This window comes from Kitasatospora sp. NPDC001309, assembly GCF_042896295.1.
GTDB lineage: Bacteria > Actinomycetota > Actinomycetes > Streptomycetales > Streptomycetaceae > Kitasatospora.
Map to the genome: position 1 here is coordinate 78,482 of NZ_JBIAXC010000029.1, position 14,056 is coordinate 92,537.

Here is a 14,056-nt window from a genome sequence, read left to right on the forward strand (position 1 = left end):
GCTCCGCCTCCTTGTCGCCACGCCGCCACCGCGCCGGTGCCGTACGGTCCCCCCACCTGGCACAACGGGGCGGGCCGCCGTGACCGTTCACCGCCGGGCTCGCCGGGCTCGCCGGGTGCGGCGGGTGCGGCGGGGGCGGCGGGTGCGGCGGGGGCGGTCAGGGCAGCGGGAGTTCTCCGGCGGCCGCCACCAGGGCGGGCAGCTCGCGCATGTCGTCGAAGGTGCGGGTGCCGGGGCCGGTCAGCCGGTGGGCGGGGGTGAGGCCGCCGTGGAAGCCCAGCGAGCGCATCCCGGCCGCGCGGGCGGCGGCGACCCCGTACGTGCTGTCCTCCACCACGAGGCAGGCCCCGGGCGCGACGCCCGTGGTGGCGGCGGCGTGCAGGAACAGGTCGGGGGCGGGCTTGCCGTGCGCGACGTCCTCGGCGCTGAACACCCGCCCCTGGAAGCGGGCCAGCAGCCCGGTCCGCCCCAGGGTGCGGCGCAGCCGGCCGTGACCGGAGGAGGAGGCCACGCAGTCCCGTACGCCGGCCCGCGCCAGTTGCGCCAGGGCCTCCACCACCCCGTCCACGGGGGTGAGTTCGGCGGCGAACGCCTCGTCGTACAGGTGCTGGAAGGCCTCCTCCCAGCCGGGTTCCAGCGGCACGCTCGCGTGCGCCTGCAGCTCGGCGCTCATGTGGGCGTGGCTGCGGCCGACGAAGCGCTCCACGATCTCCGCCTCGGACAGCGGCCAGCCGACCGCCGCGCACACCTGCGCGTCGATCCGCACCGCCAGGCGCTCGCTGTCCAGCAGGACGCCGTCGCAGTCGAAGATCACCAGTTCGATGGGTGTGGGCATGGCCGCCACCTTATGGCGTGTCTGACAGTTCCCGCCGGGCGCGCGACGCTCCCCCAGCCTTCGGCCGGGAGGTACCCCCAGGGCACAAGCGCGCCTCGCCGCGTCGTCGTCGGTCGCCGATGGCCCCCAGCCTTCGGCCGGGAGGCGCCCCCACCGCATGGACTCCCTCCTCCGCCTTGCGATGCACGCACCCCGACGCCGCGCGCTGATCCGACGCGAATTGTCAGACACGCCTAGGGCACGTCTTCAAAGATCAGATCCAGAGCAGGATCGAGGCGATGGTGACGGCAGCCTGGTAGGACTTGCGGGTCTTGTCGTAGCGGGTCGCTAGGCCGCGCCACTGCTTCAACCGGTTGAAGCAGCGTTCGACAACGTTGCGGAGCCGGTAGATCCGGCGGTCGAAGCCGGGTGGCCGGCCGCCGCGCGAGCCGCGGTTGAGGCGGCCGAGCGCCTGGTCGACGCGCTCGGGAATGGTGTGCCGGATGCCGCGTCGGCGCAGGTAGGCGCGGATCTTTCGGGAGCTGTAGCCCTTGTCGGCGATGACGTGGTCGGGCCGGGTGCGCGCTCGCCCCGGCCCGATCCTGGGGACGTGGATCGTCTCCAGGACGGCTTCGAGGCGGGTGCAGTCGTTGGTGTTGCCGCCGGTCAGGACGAAGGCGAGCGGGCGGCCGCGTCCGTCGCAGGCCAGGTGGAGCTTGGTGCTCAGTCCTCCGCGGGATCGGCCGAGGGCGTGATCACCCGCTTCGTCCCGGTCGCGTGCCCCTTTTTGCCGCCGGTGGCGTGCTGGTGGGCCCGCACGATCGTGGAGTCGACGGAGACCAGCCAGTCGATGTCCCCGGCCGCGTCCTTCTCGGCCTGGATCGCGTGGAGCATCCGGGAGAAGGTGCCGTCCAGCGCCCACCTGCGGAAGCGCGTGTAGAGGGTCTGCCAGGAGCCGTAGCGTTCCGGCACGTCCCGCCAGGACGTGCCGGTCCGCAGCTTCCACACGATCCCGTTCAGCACCAGCCGGTCGTCCGAACGCGGACGACCGGCCACCCCCGAAGCGGGCAGGAACCGCGACAGCACAGCCCACTCGGCATCCGACAGCTCATGACGACGCACCATGACCGACATGATCCACCATCACTTGATCAGCTTTGAAGACGACTCCTAGGGCACCGGTGATCACCGGAGTCCGTCGGGGTTCGTCGGGGTTCGTCGGGGTTCGTCGGTGGGCGTCCGGTGCGGGGCGGCTGGTGGGCTCACCGCGCCTGGGCGAGGGTGTCCAGGTGTCCGGCCCAGCGCACGAGCAGGTTCGTCAGGGTGGTGAGCTCCTGCGGCGTCAGACAGGCCGCGAGCCGTTCCCGCAGCCCGGCGACCTGCGCGGCCACGCGCCGGTGGGCGCTGCGGCCCTGCCCGGTGAGGGCGGCGCGCCCGTCCGCGTCGAGGGTGACCCAGCCGCGGGCGGCGAGCCCTTCCAGGTGCGGGCGCACGGTCGGTTCCTCGGGGCAGAGGAAGGCGGCCAGCGCCGTGTCGAGGGCGGCGGTGTCCGTCGGCCCGTGGGAGAGGGTGTTGAGCACCTGCCAGTCGCGCCGGCTCAGCGCGTCGGCGGCGAACAGGCGCGCCATGGACTGCTCGATGGCGCCGTCGATGTGGCGCAGCCAGTACCCGAGCGGGCGCTGCCCGGGCACGTCGGGCAGGTCGGCGGCGGGCACGTGCGCGGGTGTGGCGGCGGGTGTGGCGGTTTCGGGCATAACAGGTCCCCCCTGATACATGTCCTTTGACAAAAGTTGTAACCTAGCATGTATGTCTGAGCGGGAGAGGAAGTACCAGGAAACCGGGCCGGACACCGCCGTCGAGGACGCGTCCGCCGCCGCCGTCGAACGCGCCATGGTCGCCATCCGCCACAGCCAGACCCGCCGTTCGCTGGGCCGCATCGCCCGGCCCGGGGGCGCCGGCGCGATCGACCCCACCCTGTTCGGCGTCCTGGACGCGGTCGAGGCCCACCCCGGCCCGTGCGCCGTCGCCGACGTCGCCGCCGCCCTGGGCGTCGACCAGCCCCGGGCCAGCCGCCTGGTGCTGCGCACCGTCGAGCAGGGCTGGCTGGAACGCGGCAGCGACCCGCGCGACGCCCGCCGCACCCTGCTCGCCCTCACCCCCGCCGGGCGCGCGCAGGCGGAGGCCGCCCACCGGCTGCGTCGTGTGGTCTTCGCCCAGGCCATGGCGGGCTGGAGCGAGGGCGACCGCACCGCGTTCGCGCGCCTGATCACCGCCTTCGTCGCCGATTTCGCCCGTACCGTCGCGGACCGGGCGTGAACCGGTGGAGCGGTGGGCCGGGGCCCGGTTCGCCGGTCCCGGTCCCGCTCCCGGTGATGACGATCGCTCGTACGGGTGGTTCAGGTTGGGAGAGCCCCGCCGCCCGCCCCGGGGCCTCGCCCCGGAGGCTGCGGCACGACCCGTTCGCCCTCGCGGTCCGGCTCCTCGAAGCGGGCCGGGTAGCGGGCCAACTGCGCCTCGTCCACGGTGGCGCGGTCCGCGTCCTCCCGGCCGTTGCGTACCGCCGGGCGGCGCTCCGGCGTCGCCCGGTCGGCCTTGGGGTGGACCGGCTCCCACCGGCGGCCGTGGGCCTCCACCGGCGCCGTGTAGTCGTCCCGGGCGGCCCGGCTCCAGAACGTGTGGTCCACCACCACGTCGCGCCCGGCCCGCATCGGCTCCACCAACTCCCGCCGCTGCTCGCGGCGGACCTCCTCCTTGGGCCGGTCGAACGCCTCCCGCGTCGGCACCGGCCCCGCGTCGCGCCGCCCGGGCCGCCGCCACACCGCCTCGTCGATCGACAGCCGGACGCCCGCCGCGCCGCACCAGGCCCGCCGCGTAGGTGCTCTTGCCCGCCCCCGGCAGCCCGCACATCAGCACCACCGTGCCGCCCGATCCCTCTGCCACGCAACCACGTCAGCCCTGGCCCCGCGGCGGCGGGGAGCGGTCCGGGGGAGCGGGAAGCCGGCGGGGACGACTTCCCGCTCCGGCACGACGGTTTCGGCACGGCGCCGACCGCACGAAAGGACCCCCGCCCGCCCCGGCACCCGGACCGGGGCGTGCCCGGGGCGTGCCCGGGGTCGGCCTGAACCCGCCGCCACGGCGCCACCGTCCCCTTGCGAACCGGGTTGACCTCAAGGCGACTTGAGCTCCTACGGTGGGCGCGTCCCGAAGTCCGAACAGTGAAGGGGGCGCACCGCCGTGGCGTTCGAGGAGTGCCCGCACGCGGTCCTGGCCGCCCAGCCCGTCGGCGCCTGGAGCGCCGAGGTGTTCCACCGGGTGGTGGGCGCCCTGCGCGAGCAGCTCGCCGTCGAGGGCCTCACCCGGCCGCACTGGTGGACGCGCGACCACGCCGCCGCCACCCCCCCGGCCGCTGGAACCGCGCCACCCTGGTCCGGCGGCCGGCCCGCTACGACGACCTCGCCACCGACTCCACCGCCGTCTTCGACGGCCTCACCGCCCGCGGCCGGCTCCTGGAGTCCGCCGCCACCGGCGCCATGACCCTCACCGAGGACGGCGAGGCCGCCCGCCTGCGCGCCCGCGAGCGCAACCACCGCGTCCACCTCCGGGCCCACCAGGGCGTCGACGAGGCCGACGTCGTCACCACGATCAACGTGCTGCGCCGCACCACCGCCGACATGGGCGGCGAGGGCGACCTCCCGGACCGACCGGCCCGGCACGGTCCGACCGGCCCGGCCCGGCCCGGCACGGTCCGACCGGCCCGGCCCGGCCCGGCACGGTCCGACCGGACCGGCCGACCGGCCCGGCGCGGCCCGCACAGGAGGTCGACGGGGGTGGCCTCCTGTGCGGGCCCCGGATTCCGGAAAGGATCGAACAACTGCACGCCTCCTGATCTACTGTCGGATCCGGCCCGGCGAACGTCGGAGGATCCACAGGCGCGAGCGCATCGCCGTCGGCACCGCCGCCGCCGCCCTGCTCGCCCTCGGCAGCGGCCGGGCCGCCCCGGCCGACACCTCGTGGGGCGGCACCGCCCCCGCGGACACCGCCGCCCCGGCGGACACCTCCCGGGGCCGGGCCGCCCCGGCCGACACCTCGTGGGGCGGCACCGCCCCCGCGGACACCTCCTGGGGCATGGCCGCCCCCGCCGGCGGGTAGCCCCCGCCCCGCCGGAGGGGACGCGGGCCCGCGCGCGGGCACCGACCCGGCGGTGATCGCCGCGGCGTGCGCCGGGGGTGCTCCCCTTTGCGCTCTTCCGCAGCCGCCGCCGGGTCCACCACGCTGGGCCCGGACCGTCCACGGGGGCGCCGGCGGTCCTCGCCCGGGCCGTCAGGCCCCGAACCGGTCGGGAGTGCGGAAGGCGTATGCCCCAGGACGTCGAGTTCACGGTGCCCCTGGAGAGTCGGGTCAGCCCCGACCTGCCCCGGGCCCGCCGCCACCACCTGGCCTGGGTACGGGAGTCGGGCCTGCTGCACGGCGAGGACGCGCTGCGCCGCTACGCCTCCTCCCGGGTGGCCGACAGCGCCGCGTACGGCTTCCCGTACGCCGCCGGCGCCGACCTCGACCTCTGCTTCGACCTGCTCGGCTGGCTCTACCTCCTCGACAACCACTTCGACGGCCACTTCGACGGCCACTTCGACGGCCGCCTCGACGGCCGCCCGGACGACGGGTCGGGCGCACGGCCCGCCGCCGCCCGCACCGAGGACGCCGTCGCCCTGTGCCAGGACCTGGTGGACCACCTGCGCTACGGGACCCGCCCCGGCGCGGGGGCCGCTCCCGCCGTGGCCGCCTTCGCCGACTGCTGGCAGCGGATGGGCCAGGGCATGTCCCAGGAGTGGCGCCGGCGCACCGCCCACGACTGGGTCGACTACCTGGCCGGCTGGCCCACCAAGATCGCCGACCGCGTCCTGGGCGTCCTGCCCGACCCCGCCGCCCACCTGCGCGCCCGCCGCCGCACGATCGGCCTGCGTCCGCTGCTCGCCCTCGCCGAGCGGGCCGGCCACTACGAGGTCCCGCTGCCGGCCTGGTGCTCCAGCCACCTGGAGGGCATGCGGATCGCCGCCTGCGACGCGATCATCGCCATGAACGAGGTCCACGCCCTGGAACGCGACGAGGCGGCCGGGCGCCCCAACCTCGTGCTGAGCCTGATGCGCCACCAGGGCCGCGCCCGCCCCGAGGCCCTGCGCGAGGTCGCCGGCACGGCCCGCCGCTCCGTCGAGACCTTCCTCCAACTACGCGCCGGACTCGCGCAGTTGGAACGCGACCTGGGCGGCCGCGTACCCGAACTGGCCCGCTACGCCGACGCCCACGCCGCCTGGATCCGCGGCTACCACGACTGGGGGCGCACGGCCCCGTGCTACGAGGACGTACGGCGTCCGGGCTGAGGTGCCGCGGGCCGCGGGCGGCCCCTATCATGGGCGCGCTCCGCTTGATGATCACCGCTCCTGGGGGACTGTTGATGACCGGTACCGTCGTCGTGCACGCCGAATCGCCGCTGGTGGCCCTGGTGAAGGGCTCGTACGGCGTGGTGATCGACGGGGTGCGGGTCGGCCGGGTGAGACAGGGCGCCGTCGCCCGCTTCCCGGTGCCCGCCGGGACCCATGCCGTCGGGCTCACGGTCTGGGACGGCACCCGCTCCAACGCGGTGACCGTGGAGGTCGGCGAGGACCGGGAGTTCCTGCTCTCGGGCCGGGGCACCGGTCTCGGGTACGCCTTCCTGCTGCCGGTCCTGGCCCGCACCGTGCTGCCCTGGTACTACACCGTCGTGGCCCTGCTGCTGATGCTCGCCGCCGTCCGGGCCGTCCCGGGCCTGACGCTGCGGCTGCGGGCGGTCGGCGACTCCTACCTCCCGGCCGTCCACGGCGACGAGCGCGCCGGATCCGCCGGGCCCGCCGAGGGGGAGAGCGCCGAGGGGGAGGGCGCCGGCAACGGCCTGTGGTGGGAGTCGGACCCGGCCCTGGCCAAGCGCCTGCGCAAGTCCGCCGGTTCCTGAGGCTCCCGGCCTGGCGGGGAGCGCACAACGCGATATACCGTATCGCGATATAGCGTAAGTTGCCGTCCGCGTGCCGCTCACCCCGGTGCGAGGACCTTCACCGAATTCAGGACGGGGACCGGAAGCCATGCCTGGAGAGACCTCACCCTCCCCGCGGCCCGCGGCCCCGCAGTCCGCGGCCCCGCAGGCCGCCCCGCCCGCGCTGCGGGCCTCGCACGCGGACCGGGACCGGGTGGTGGCCGCCCTGGGCGTGGCCGCGGGCGACGGCCGGCTGAGCCCGGAGGAGCTGGACGAGCGGGTGGAGGCCGCCCTGTCGGCCCGCACCGTCGCCGACCTGGCCGCGCTGACCGCCGACCTGCCGCCGGTGTCGGTCTCGGCCACCGGGGTGGTGGCGGAGGGCAGGGACGTCCTGCGGATCGAGCAGAAGTTCACCAGGACCGAGCGGGTGGGCGCCTGGGTGCTGCCGCGCCGCCTGGAGATCGCCGCCGAGTGGTGCCACGTGAAGCTGGACTTCACCCAGGCGGTGATCACCCACGACACCCTGGAGGTCGACGTCGACATGCAGGGCGGCAACCTGGCGCTGATCGTCGGCCCGGGCATCGTGGTCGACCCCTACGGCCTGAGCCTGGAGTTCTCCAAGGTGAAGGGCCACCGGGACCCGGACCCGGGCGCCCCGGTCCGGCTGCGGATCGAGCTGATCGGCAGGAAGAGCTTCGGGCGGGTCACCGTGCGCCACCCCCGCAGGCCGTGGGGCCGGCGCAACTCCCCGCCACCCTAAGGCTACTGACGGACCGTCAGTCCTCGCCGCCCTCGCCGCCCTCGCCGCCCTCGCCGCGCTTGCCGCGCTTGCGCTGCCCGGTGGCGCCGCGCCCGGTGCCCCCCGCCCGCTTGCCGCCCGCCGGGGCCGCCGCCTCCTTGGCGTCGACGGCGCCGCGCAGCCGCGCCTGCGCCCCGGCGATCCGCTCGGCGAGGGCCCGGTCGGGGTGGGTGGTGACGGCGGGCGTGGCGGCGGCCTTCCCGAGCGCGGTCACCGAGTTCTCCAGGTACGCCTTCCAGTACTCGACGTGCCGGTCGGTGACGGCCGCCTGGCCGAGGTTGGCGGACAGCGCGTCCGCGTACTCCAGGAGGTAGTCGACGGTCTCCTTCAGGTAGCCGGCGTCGATCCCGGTGCGGCCCGCGTGCTCCAGCTCCCACACGTGGGTCTCGATCTCGCGCATCGGCTGCTGGAGCAGGGTGAAGGTCTCCTGCCCGATGTCGCTGATCACGTCCATGTAGACGTGCGGGTCCCCGCCGTCGGCGGCGTCCTCGTCGGGCATCAGCATCGCCTGGGCGGCGTGGATGAGCTCGTGGCGCAGCGTGCTGTGGATGACGGCGGGGCCGTAGTCGTCGAACAGGTTGCGGTACAGCGCCATGGTGACCTTGTCGCCCGAAGTGCCGGTCGTGGTCAGGGCCATGGCCTTGCCCGCGCCCTGGCGGGAGTGCTTGTAGCCGAGGACGAGGTTGTCCTCGTCCGCCACGGCCTGCGGCAGGTGGTCCAGGACGTAGCGCAGCAGCGCCTCCAGCGCCGCCTGGCGTACGGCCTTCGCGTCCGACCCGGTCGTCTCCTTCGCCTCCTGCAACTGCTGGACGAGGGCGGCCGGCAGTTCGGGGACGGCCGCCGACGGCTCCTCGGGCTGGGGCAGGTCGTCGGAGGCGGTGCGCTGGAGCGCGCCGCCGGCCCCGGCACGGGCCGTGCGCTGCTCCACCGCGGCCGCCGCGGGGGCGGGCCCGGACATGACCCGGCGGGCGGTGGCCTCCGCCTCGCGCTCGAAGCGGTCGAAGGGGTCGCTGACCCGCAGTCCGGTGCCGGTGTCGGTGCCGGCCACGGGGCCGTGCCGCTGCTGGATGACGTGGGTCAGCTCGTGGGCGAGGGTGTGCTTGTCGCCGCCGCCCTCCCCGATGACGACGTGGTGGCCGGAGGTGTAGGCGCGGGCGCCGACCTCGGCCGCCGAGGCGCGGGCCGCCGCCCCCTCGTGGAGGCGGACGTTGGAGAAGTCGGCGCCCAGGCGGGCCTCCATCTCGGCGCGGGTCGCCTCCTGCAGCGGGCGCCCCGCGCTGCGCAGTACGCCGTCGACGGCGGAGCGCTGCACCATCCGGACCACGGCGGCGTTGCCCGCGGCGGCCTGGAGGGCGAGCAGCCGCGGGGCGGGCCGGCGGTCGGGGCCGGGGGTGCGGTCGGTGCCCGCCGCCCGGGTGCCGTCCTCCCGGCCGCCCTGCTGCCGCCGGCCGTCGTGTGTGCGCATGGGTGTGTCCCCCCGGGGTGTCCGCTGGCCTTCCATGGTCATCCGGCGGCGCGGTGCGGCGGAAGGGCCGTGGGGGCAGCGCTGCGTGCCCGTACGGGCAGTTCGGACGGGGTGCGGCACCGCCCGGCGCGCCCTGCGAGGACCACCGGCATGACGCCACCGCCGCCCACCGGCCCCGGCACCCCCGACGCCCCCGGCACCCCCGACGCCCCCGGTACCCCCGGCACCCCCGGGACCCCTGACGACCCGTTCGCCGTGCTCGGCGAGCCCGTCCTGGCCGTCCCGGACCGGCGGCGCGCCCTGCTCGCCGTCGCCGGGGCGTGCGGGGACGGCTGCGGGGACGGCTGCGGGGACGGCGGGGACGGGAGGGTCGGCGTCTTCGACGTCAGCGGCGGCCCCCGGCGCCGTCTGCTGATCGGCACGGGCTTGCCCGTGCACGCGATGGCCTTCCGTCCGGCCCGCCCCCTGCCGGCCGTGGGCACCGGGGACTACGACGGCGGCTACCACTTCGAGGGGGAGCTGCTGCTCGTGCACCTGGACAGCGGCGAGGTCCGGTCCCTGATCGGGCGCGACTTCGGATCCGGCCGTCAGGTCCTCGCCCTGGAGTGGTCGAACGACCGGGACCTGCGCGTGCTGATGGCTCCTGCGGACGACGAGGACGGCGAGGAGGCCCACGGGGAGGGGCACCTCGCCGTCGTCCGCCGCGCCGACCGGACCGGGGTCGGCGCGCAGTGCCTCACCGCCCGCGACCTGGCCGGCCCCCGGGTGCCCGCGCCCCGCCCCGACCACCGGGAGGCCGCCCGCCGCACCGTCGCCCGCCTGAGGGCACCCCGGGCCCGCCGCCACCGGCACGCCGGCGGCCGGAGCGGGTGAGGGCTGTGCGGGGAGTGGGAAGTCGGCCGGGCCGACTTCCCACTGCGCTCCCTGTTCTGCTTCCTGCGAGGCGCGGGTGGCTGCTCAGTCGAGCCGGCCCAGGATCCATTCCACGAGGACGCCGGAGACGTGGCTGTGCTCGGTGTTCTCGGCGTCGAAGGCGACCTCGTTCAGGTGGAAGCGCTCGGGGCCCTGGTCGAGGAGGTTGAGGTTCGGGTCGACGTCCCAGGCGATGGGGTCGTAGACGAGCGCGCAGGCGCTGACCGCCGGGACGAAGGCGCCGCTGCGGTGCTCCTCGCTGATCTTCGCCTTGATGGCGTCGGCGACCTTGCCGAAGGAGTCCAGGGTGCCGCCGGGCACCCCGTCCAGGGCCGGGACCTCGGTGGTGGTGGAGCGGCGCAGCGACAGGCCGGCGTGCATGCCGCCGATGCGCTGGCCGGTGCCCCGGTCGGGCTGGAAGCGGGCGGTGGCGCTGGCGACCAGGGCCTGCCAGTCGAAGGCGATCTCGCCGGCGGGCAGCGGGCGCCCGGTGCCGTCGCCGCGGCCGTTGGCGACGCCGAGCAGGCGCGGGCGGCGCGGGAAGTCGCCGAGGTCGGCGAGCTCGCGCACGAAGGCGGTGCGCAGTTCGCTGGCGGTGGCGACCTCGCCCGAGTACTTGGCGTCCGGGACCCAGGCCCAGAGCAGCTGCTGGGCGGCGGGGCTGCGGATCAGGTCGGCCTGGGAGGGCTCGCCGGGCCTGGCGGGGGCGAGCTTCTCGAAGAAGTACGCCATCTGCTGGAGGATCAGCGGGATCCAGGCGCCGTTGTGGGGGGAGTCCCAGGACAGGTAGGTGGCGGCCTGGTGGTCGATGCCGTCGTTCTCCAGCTTGGCGAGCGCGTAGCGGGTGATGATGCCGCCCATGCTGACGCCGCCGACGGTCAGCGGCTGGTCGCCGACGCGTTCGGCGATGGCGCGCCGGATCGCCTGGATCGCGACGTCGGCGTTGTGCTGGATGTGGGTGTGGCGCTCGTCGAAGCCGATCAGGACGACGTCGTGGCCGCGGGTGAGGAGCTGGTCGAGGAAGCCCGGACGGCCGCTCTCGTAGGGGGAGTTGAAGTGGTTGAACAGCGCGGGCAGGTCGCTGGGGCCGTAGTTGAAGCCGTCGGCGAACAGGAACGGCTTCTCCAGGTGGGTGCGGCCGCCGCCGTAGTAGACGGCCGCGGTGCCGCTCGCCCGCTCGCCCGGTAGCTCCCAGACCTCGTCGGGCACGCGCACGCCCGGCAGGCCGATGTCGGTGGTGAAGAAGATGTCGGAGGCGATGGTCGCCGCGACTTCGGCGAGTTCCTCCGGGGTGAGGTCGGTCCCGCTGGTGGCGAGGGAGGTGGAGACGTCGATACGGGGGTTCACGGCCATGGTGTACCGCCTCGGTCGGGGGTTGATTCGTGGCCGACCGTAACGGGTCGGTCACTCACCGCACCAGCTGCTGACCGCTATTGGCCGAAAGCGACCGGAACGGACCGCTCGCGGGACCCGCCACCCCGGGACGGCCGCGGTCGGACCAGGAGCAGCGTCTTGCCCAGGGTCGTGCGGCCCTCGATCGCGGCGTGCGCGTCCGCGGCCCGCTCCAGCGGGAAGGTCTGCCCGATCACCGGCCGCACCCGGCCCGCGAGGGCCTGCGCCATCACCTGCTCCAGCCACGGCCGCATCCGCGCCCGGAAGGAGAACAGCTGCTCGATCCCGAGCACCTCCACCCCGCGCCGCCGCGCCTGCTCGGGTGCGATCGCCGTGAGGTGGCCGCTGGAGGCGCCGTGCACGGAGAAGCGGCCGTGGCGGGCCGTCACCTCGAAGGCGGCACGGCCGATCTCCCCGCCCACGCCGTCGAACACGACGTCGACGCCCGCGCCGCCGGTCACCCGCAGGACCTGCTCACTCCAGTCCGGGGAGGAGTAGTCGATGGCTGCCTCGGCGCCCAGGCCGCGGACCAGGTCGAGCTTGCGCTCCCCGCGGGCCAGGCCGATGACCCTCGCCCCGGCGGATCGCGCCAACTGCACCAGCAGGCTGCCGAGTCCGCCGGCCGCCGCCTCGACCAGCACCCACTGCCCGGGGACGATCCGGGCCCCCTCGACCAGGCCCGTCGCGGTGGCGCCGTCGGAGTGCAGGGCCGCCGCCTCGGGCAGGCCCAGCCCCTCGGGCACCGCGACCAGGCTCCCCGCGTCGGCCGCCACCCGCTCGGCGAAGGCGCCCGTCGACCCGGCGTCGGCCAGCACCGACCGGCCGGCCCAGCCGGGGTCCACGCCCTCCCCGACGGCGCTCACCCGGCCGGCCACCATGCCGCCCGGCACGTAGGGGAGTTCGGGCCTGGGGTGCCACGGGTCGACGCCACGACGGATCTGCGTCTCGACGAAGGTGATGCCGACGACGGAGACGTCGACCAGCACCTGCCCCGGCCCGGGAGCGGGTTCCGGCGCCTCGCTGGGGACGAGAACCTCGGGGCCCCCGAAACGCACTGCCTGTACGGTCCGCATGCTGATCACATTCCTGTCCGGTGACGGCGACTTCGACACCGTGGATTCTTCGACCTCAAGCGAGGTTGAGGTCAAGTGCGCTGAGGGGCGGATCAGGAAGTCGGCGGGGTCGACTTCCCGGCCGGAGTCGCGGTGGCCCGGGGAACAGGGAAAGCCCCGCCGCCCCGGGGGGCCGGGGCGGCGGGGCTGAGGCGCTGGGGTCAGCGGGCGTCGAGTTCGCCGGTGCGGACGGCGGTGACGAAGGACTGCCAGGCGGTGGCGGAGAAGACCAGGGCGGGGCCGGAGGGGTCCTTGGAGTCGCGGACGGGCTGGACGCCGGTGAAGCCCTCGGCAACCTCGACGCATTGCCCGCCGTTTGCTCCGCTGTATGAGCTCTTGCGCCAGGTGGTGGGGGAGTCGACGTTCATCACGGTTTCTCCTGGGTGGAGTGGGAAGTCGGCGGGGCCGACTTCCTGCGTGTGACTGGGGGAGTTGAACTGGCAGAGATGGCCTGCCGCCCAGGCCTCTCCGGGGTGGCGGGTCAGTGGGTGTCGAGTTCGCCGGTGCGGACGGCGGTGACGAAGGACTGCCAGGCGGTGGTGGAGAAGACCAGGGCGGGGCCGGAGGGGTCCTTGGAGTCGCGGACGGGCATGGCATCGGCGAAACCGTCAGCAACCTCGACGCATTGCCCGCCGCCCCCGCCGCTGTACGAACTCTTCCGCCAGGAAGCGCCAGTCAGGTCGACATCCACTCCAGGTCCCTCCTTGCCGCACGAATGAAAGCTCGCGATTCGGCCTGACCAGGGGCCTCGACCGCAAGCCGATCGTAGCTCTTGCTCAGCGCGGCAGTTGACTTGGTATCGCGGTCGATGTAGCCGCGCTGCTCGATCTCGCCGTAAGCGAGAACTTTGCGATTCGGCATGGTAAGGAGGGCGGCCATGTGTGTGAACACCCGGTCCGCGCCCAAGGAGAATGGCACCACCTGGATGACAACATTGGGGCGAGTTGTCATTTCCTCAAGGTGAAGCAGTTGCTCGACCATAGCGTCACGCCCGCCGACGACCCTCCTCAGGCAGCTTTCGTCCAACACCACGTGCAGGAGCGGCGGAGAAGGGCGGTCCAGGATCTTCTGGCGTGCGAGCCTGAACTCGATGCGTTCCTCGGCCAGCTTCTCGCATCCGCCGGTCTGCCTGGCGTAGCTCATCTCGATGGCCGTTGCGTAGGCCCGAGTCTGCAGAAGCCCGTTGACGACATTGACCTCGATGATCCTGATCTGCTCCGCGAGGCCCTCGTAGCGTGCGTACTCCGGAAAGCCCTCCAGGATCGCCGCGTTCTTCAGCTGGTACCACATCAGCACCATCGTGCCGCCCGTGTTGAGCGCGATGTCCGCCAGCTCCGCGAGCCTGCGACTCGGCGGTCGGTGCGCAAGTTCGATGTAGGAGAGGTGCGACGAGGAGCACTCCAGGAGCGGCGCCAGGTCGTCCAGGAGGAGCTTCCTGTCCTCGCGGAAGTTGCGGAGTTGGATCCCGAAGGGCGCCCAAGGGCTGGACTCAGGGTCAATCTTCTTCTTGTTCATGGCAGTCCCCAACTTTCAAGGCGCCCGTAGGCAACTCGCAGGCCAC

At 74.5% G+C, this 14,056-nt stretch carries 17 protein-coding genes; 7 read left to right on the forward strand and 10 right to left on the reverse strand.

The genetic code is table 11. The annotated features are described in order from the left end of the window. Positions 1-157: 157 nt before the first annotated feature. The 3 genes from ACFY2K_RS26810 to ACFY2K_RS26820 all read right to left on the reverse strand — a co-directional run bounded on the left by ACFY2K_RS26810 (position 158) and on the right by ACFY2K_RS26820 (position 2,568). The gene (locus ACFY2K_RS26810) at positions 158-835 is read right to left on the reverse strand and encodes an HAD family hydrolase (protein ID WP_380590638.1); all 678 of its coding nucleotides are present in this window, start codon (positions 833-835) and stop codon (positions 158-160) included. A gap of 253 nt (positions 836-1,088) precedes the next feature. Beyond that, positions 1,089-1,936 (reverse strand): IS5 family transposase gene (locus ACFY2K_RS26815; RefSeq protein WP_387714765.1). Its coding sequence is split into 2 segments (ribosomal slippage): positions 1,089-1,573 and positions 1,573-1,936, totalling 849 coding nucleotides; the frame shifts between segments, so codons are not numbered across the junction. 140 nt (positions 1,937-2,076) lie between these two features. Further along, positions 2,077-2,568, reverse strand: a complete 492-nt coding sequence (locus tag ACFY2K_RS26820; protein WP_387714658.1) for a MarR family winged helix-turn-helix transcriptional regulator — start codon at positions 2,566-2,568, stop codon at positions 2,077-2,079. A gap of 52 nt (positions 2,569-2,620) precedes the next feature. Here ACFY2K_RS26820 and ACFY2K_RS26825 point away from each other — a divergent pair, with 52 nt between their 5' ends. Next, positions 2,621-3,130 (forward strand): MarR family winged helix-turn-helix transcriptional regulator, encoded by a 510-nt coding sequence (locus ACFY2K_RS26825; protein WP_380526908.1) that lies wholly within the window; start codon positions 2,621-2,623, stop codon positions 3,128-3,130. Between the two features lie 80 nt (positions 3,131-3,210). Here ACFY2K_RS26825 and ACFY2K_RS26830 read toward each other — a convergent pair whose 3' ends face one another. Further along, on the reverse strand, positions 3,211-3,651 hold the full coding sequence (locus tag ACFY2K_RS26830) for an AAA family ATPase (RefSeq protein ID WP_387714768.1): 441 nt from the start codon (positions 3,649-3,651) through the stop codon (positions 3,211-3,213). Between the two features lie 397 nt (positions 3,652-4,048). On the opposite strand from ACFY2K_RS26830, the gene ACFY2K_RS26835 reads away from it, so the two are divergent. From ACFY2K_RS26835 to ACFY2K_RS26855, 5 genes are all read left to right on the forward strand, one after another. Then, positions 4,049-4,348, forward strand: a complete 300-nt coding sequence (locus ACFY2K_RS26835) for a hypothetical protein (RefSeq protein WP_387714661.1) — start codon at positions 4,049-4,051, stop codon at positions 4,346-4,348. 303 nt (positions 4,349-4,651) lie between these two features. Then, positions 4,652-4,963, forward strand: coding sequence for a hypothetical protein (locus ACFY2K_RS26840; protein ID WP_387714664.1), 312 nt, complete (start codon positions 4,652-4,654; stop codon positions 4,961-4,963). Between the two features lie 206 nt (positions 4,964-5,169). Beyond that, positions 5,170-6,189 (forward strand): pentalenene synthase, encoded by a 1,020-nt coding sequence (locus ACFY2K_RS26845; RefSeq protein ID WP_380641835.1) that lies wholly within the window; start codon positions 5,170-5,172, stop codon positions 6,187-6,189. A gap of 74 nt (positions 6,190-6,263) precedes the next feature. After that, a complete protein-coding gene (locus ACFY2K_RS26850) occupies positions 6,264-6,797 on the forward strand; it encodes a hypothetical protein (protein ID WP_387714666.1) in 534 nt (177 codons plus the stop codon). Positions 6,798-6,924: 127 nt separating this feature from the next. Beyond that, positions 6,925-7,575 carry a DUF1707 domain-containing protein gene (locus tag ACFY2K_RS26855; protein ID WP_387714669.1) on the forward strand — a complete coding sequence of 217 codons (651 nt, stop codon included), beginning with the start codon at positions 6,925-6,927 and terminating at the stop codon, positions 7,573-7,575. 16 nt (positions 7,576-7,591) lie between these two features. Here ACFY2K_RS26855 and ACFY2K_RS26860 read toward each other — a convergent pair whose 3' ends face one another. Beyond that, a complete protein-coding gene (locus ACFY2K_RS26860; RefSeq protein ID WP_387714671.1) occupies positions 7,592-9,079 on the reverse strand; it encodes a DUF4157 domain-containing protein in 1,488 nt (495 codons plus the stop codon). Positions 9,080-9,229: 150 nt separating this feature from the next. Between ACFY2K_RS26860 and ACFY2K_RS26865 the strand changes: the two genes are divergently transcribed. Then, entirely contained in the window at positions 9,230-9,952 is a 723-nt protein-coding gene (locus ACFY2K_RS26865) for a hypothetical protein (protein ID WP_387714674.1), read from the forward strand. 84 nt (positions 9,953-10,036) lie between these two features. Here the strand turns inward: ACFY2K_RS26865 and ACFY2K_RS26870 are convergent, their stop codons facing one another. The 5 genes from ACFY2K_RS26870 to ACFY2K_RS26890 all read right to left on the reverse strand — a co-directional run bounded on the left by ACFY2K_RS26870 (position 10,037) and on the right by ACFY2K_RS26890 (position 14,010). After that, positions 10,037-11,338, reverse strand: a complete 1,302-nt coding sequence (locus ACFY2K_RS26870) for a hypothetical protein (RefSeq protein WP_380526921.1) — start codon at positions 11,336-11,338, stop codon at positions 10,037-10,039. 83 nt (positions 11,339-11,421) lie between these two features. After that, positions 11,422-12,456, reverse strand: a complete 1,035-nt coding sequence (locus ACFY2K_RS26875) for a zinc-binding dehydrogenase (protein ID WP_387714677.1) — start codon at positions 12,454-12,456, stop codon at positions 11,422-11,424. A gap of 200 nt (positions 12,457-12,656) precedes the next feature. After that, positions 12,657-12,863, reverse strand: coding sequence for a DUF397 domain-containing protein (locus ACFY2K_RS26880; protein WP_387714680.1), 207 nt, complete (start codon positions 12,861-12,863; stop codon positions 12,657-12,659). Positions 12,864-12,976: 113 nt separating this feature from the next. Then, entirely contained in the window at positions 12,977-13,186 is a 210-nt protein-coding gene (locus tag ACFY2K_RS26885; RefSeq protein WP_380641851.1) for a DUF397 domain-containing protein, read from the reverse strand. Beyond that, complete coding sequence (locus ACFY2K_RS26890) at positions 13,171-14,010, reverse strand: DUF5753 domain-containing protein (RefSeq protein WP_380641853.1); 840 nt, start codon at positions 14,008-14,010, stop codon at positions 13,171-13,173. Before ACFY2K_RS26890 ends, ACFY2K_RS26885 begins: the two co-directional genes overlap by 16 nt. Positions 14,011-14,056 lie beyond the last annotated feature (46 nt).

Bases quoted from the DNA above. Each gene is read 5' to 3' on its own strand.
- ACFY2K_RS26880 (WP_387714680.1), bottom strand. From the start codon at position 12,863: ATGAACGTCGACTCCCCCACCACCTGGCGCAAGAGCTCATACAGCGGA.
- ACFY2K_RS26810 (WP_380590638.1), bottom strand. From the start codon at position 835: ATGCCCACACCCATCGAACTGGTGATCTTCGACTGCGACGGCGTCCTG.
- ACFY2K_RS26820 (WP_387714658.1), bottom strand. From the start codon at position 2,568: ATGCCCGAAACCGCCACACCCGCCGCCACACCCGCGCACGTGCCCGCC.
- ACFY2K_RS26875 (WP_387714677.1), bottom strand. From the start codon at position 12,456: ATGCGGACCGTACAGGCAGTGCGTTTCGGGGGCCCCGAGGTTCTCGTC.
- ACFY2K_RS26845 (WP_380641835.1), top strand. From the start codon at position 5,170: ATGCCCCAGGACGTCGAGTTCACGGTGCCCCTGGAGAGTCGGGTCAGC.
- ACFY2K_RS26850 (WP_387714666.1), top strand. From the start codon at position 6,264: ATGACCGGTACCGTCGTCGTGCACGCCGAATCGCCGCTGGTGGCCCTG.
- ACFY2K_RS26890 (WP_380641853.1), bottom strand. From the start codon at position 14,010: ATGAACAAGAAGAAGATTGACCCTGAGTCCAGCCCTTGGGCGCCCTTC.
- ACFY2K_RS26855 (WP_387714669.1), top strand. From the start codon at position 6,925: ATGCCTGGAGAGACCTCACCCTCCCCGCGGCCCGCGGCCCCGCAGTCC.
- ACFY2K_RS26825 (WP_380526908.1), top strand. From the start codon at position 2,621: ATGTCTGAGCGGGAGAGGAAGTACCAGGAAACCGGGCCGGACACCGCC.
- ACFY2K_RS26865 (WP_387714674.1), top strand. From the start codon at position 9,230: ATGACGCCACCGCCGCCCACCGGCCCCGGCACCCCCGACGCCCCCGGC.
- ACFY2K_RS26860 (WP_387714671.1), bottom strand. From the start codon at position 9,079: ATGCGCACACACGACGGCCGGCGGCAGCAGGGCGGCCGGGAGGACGGC.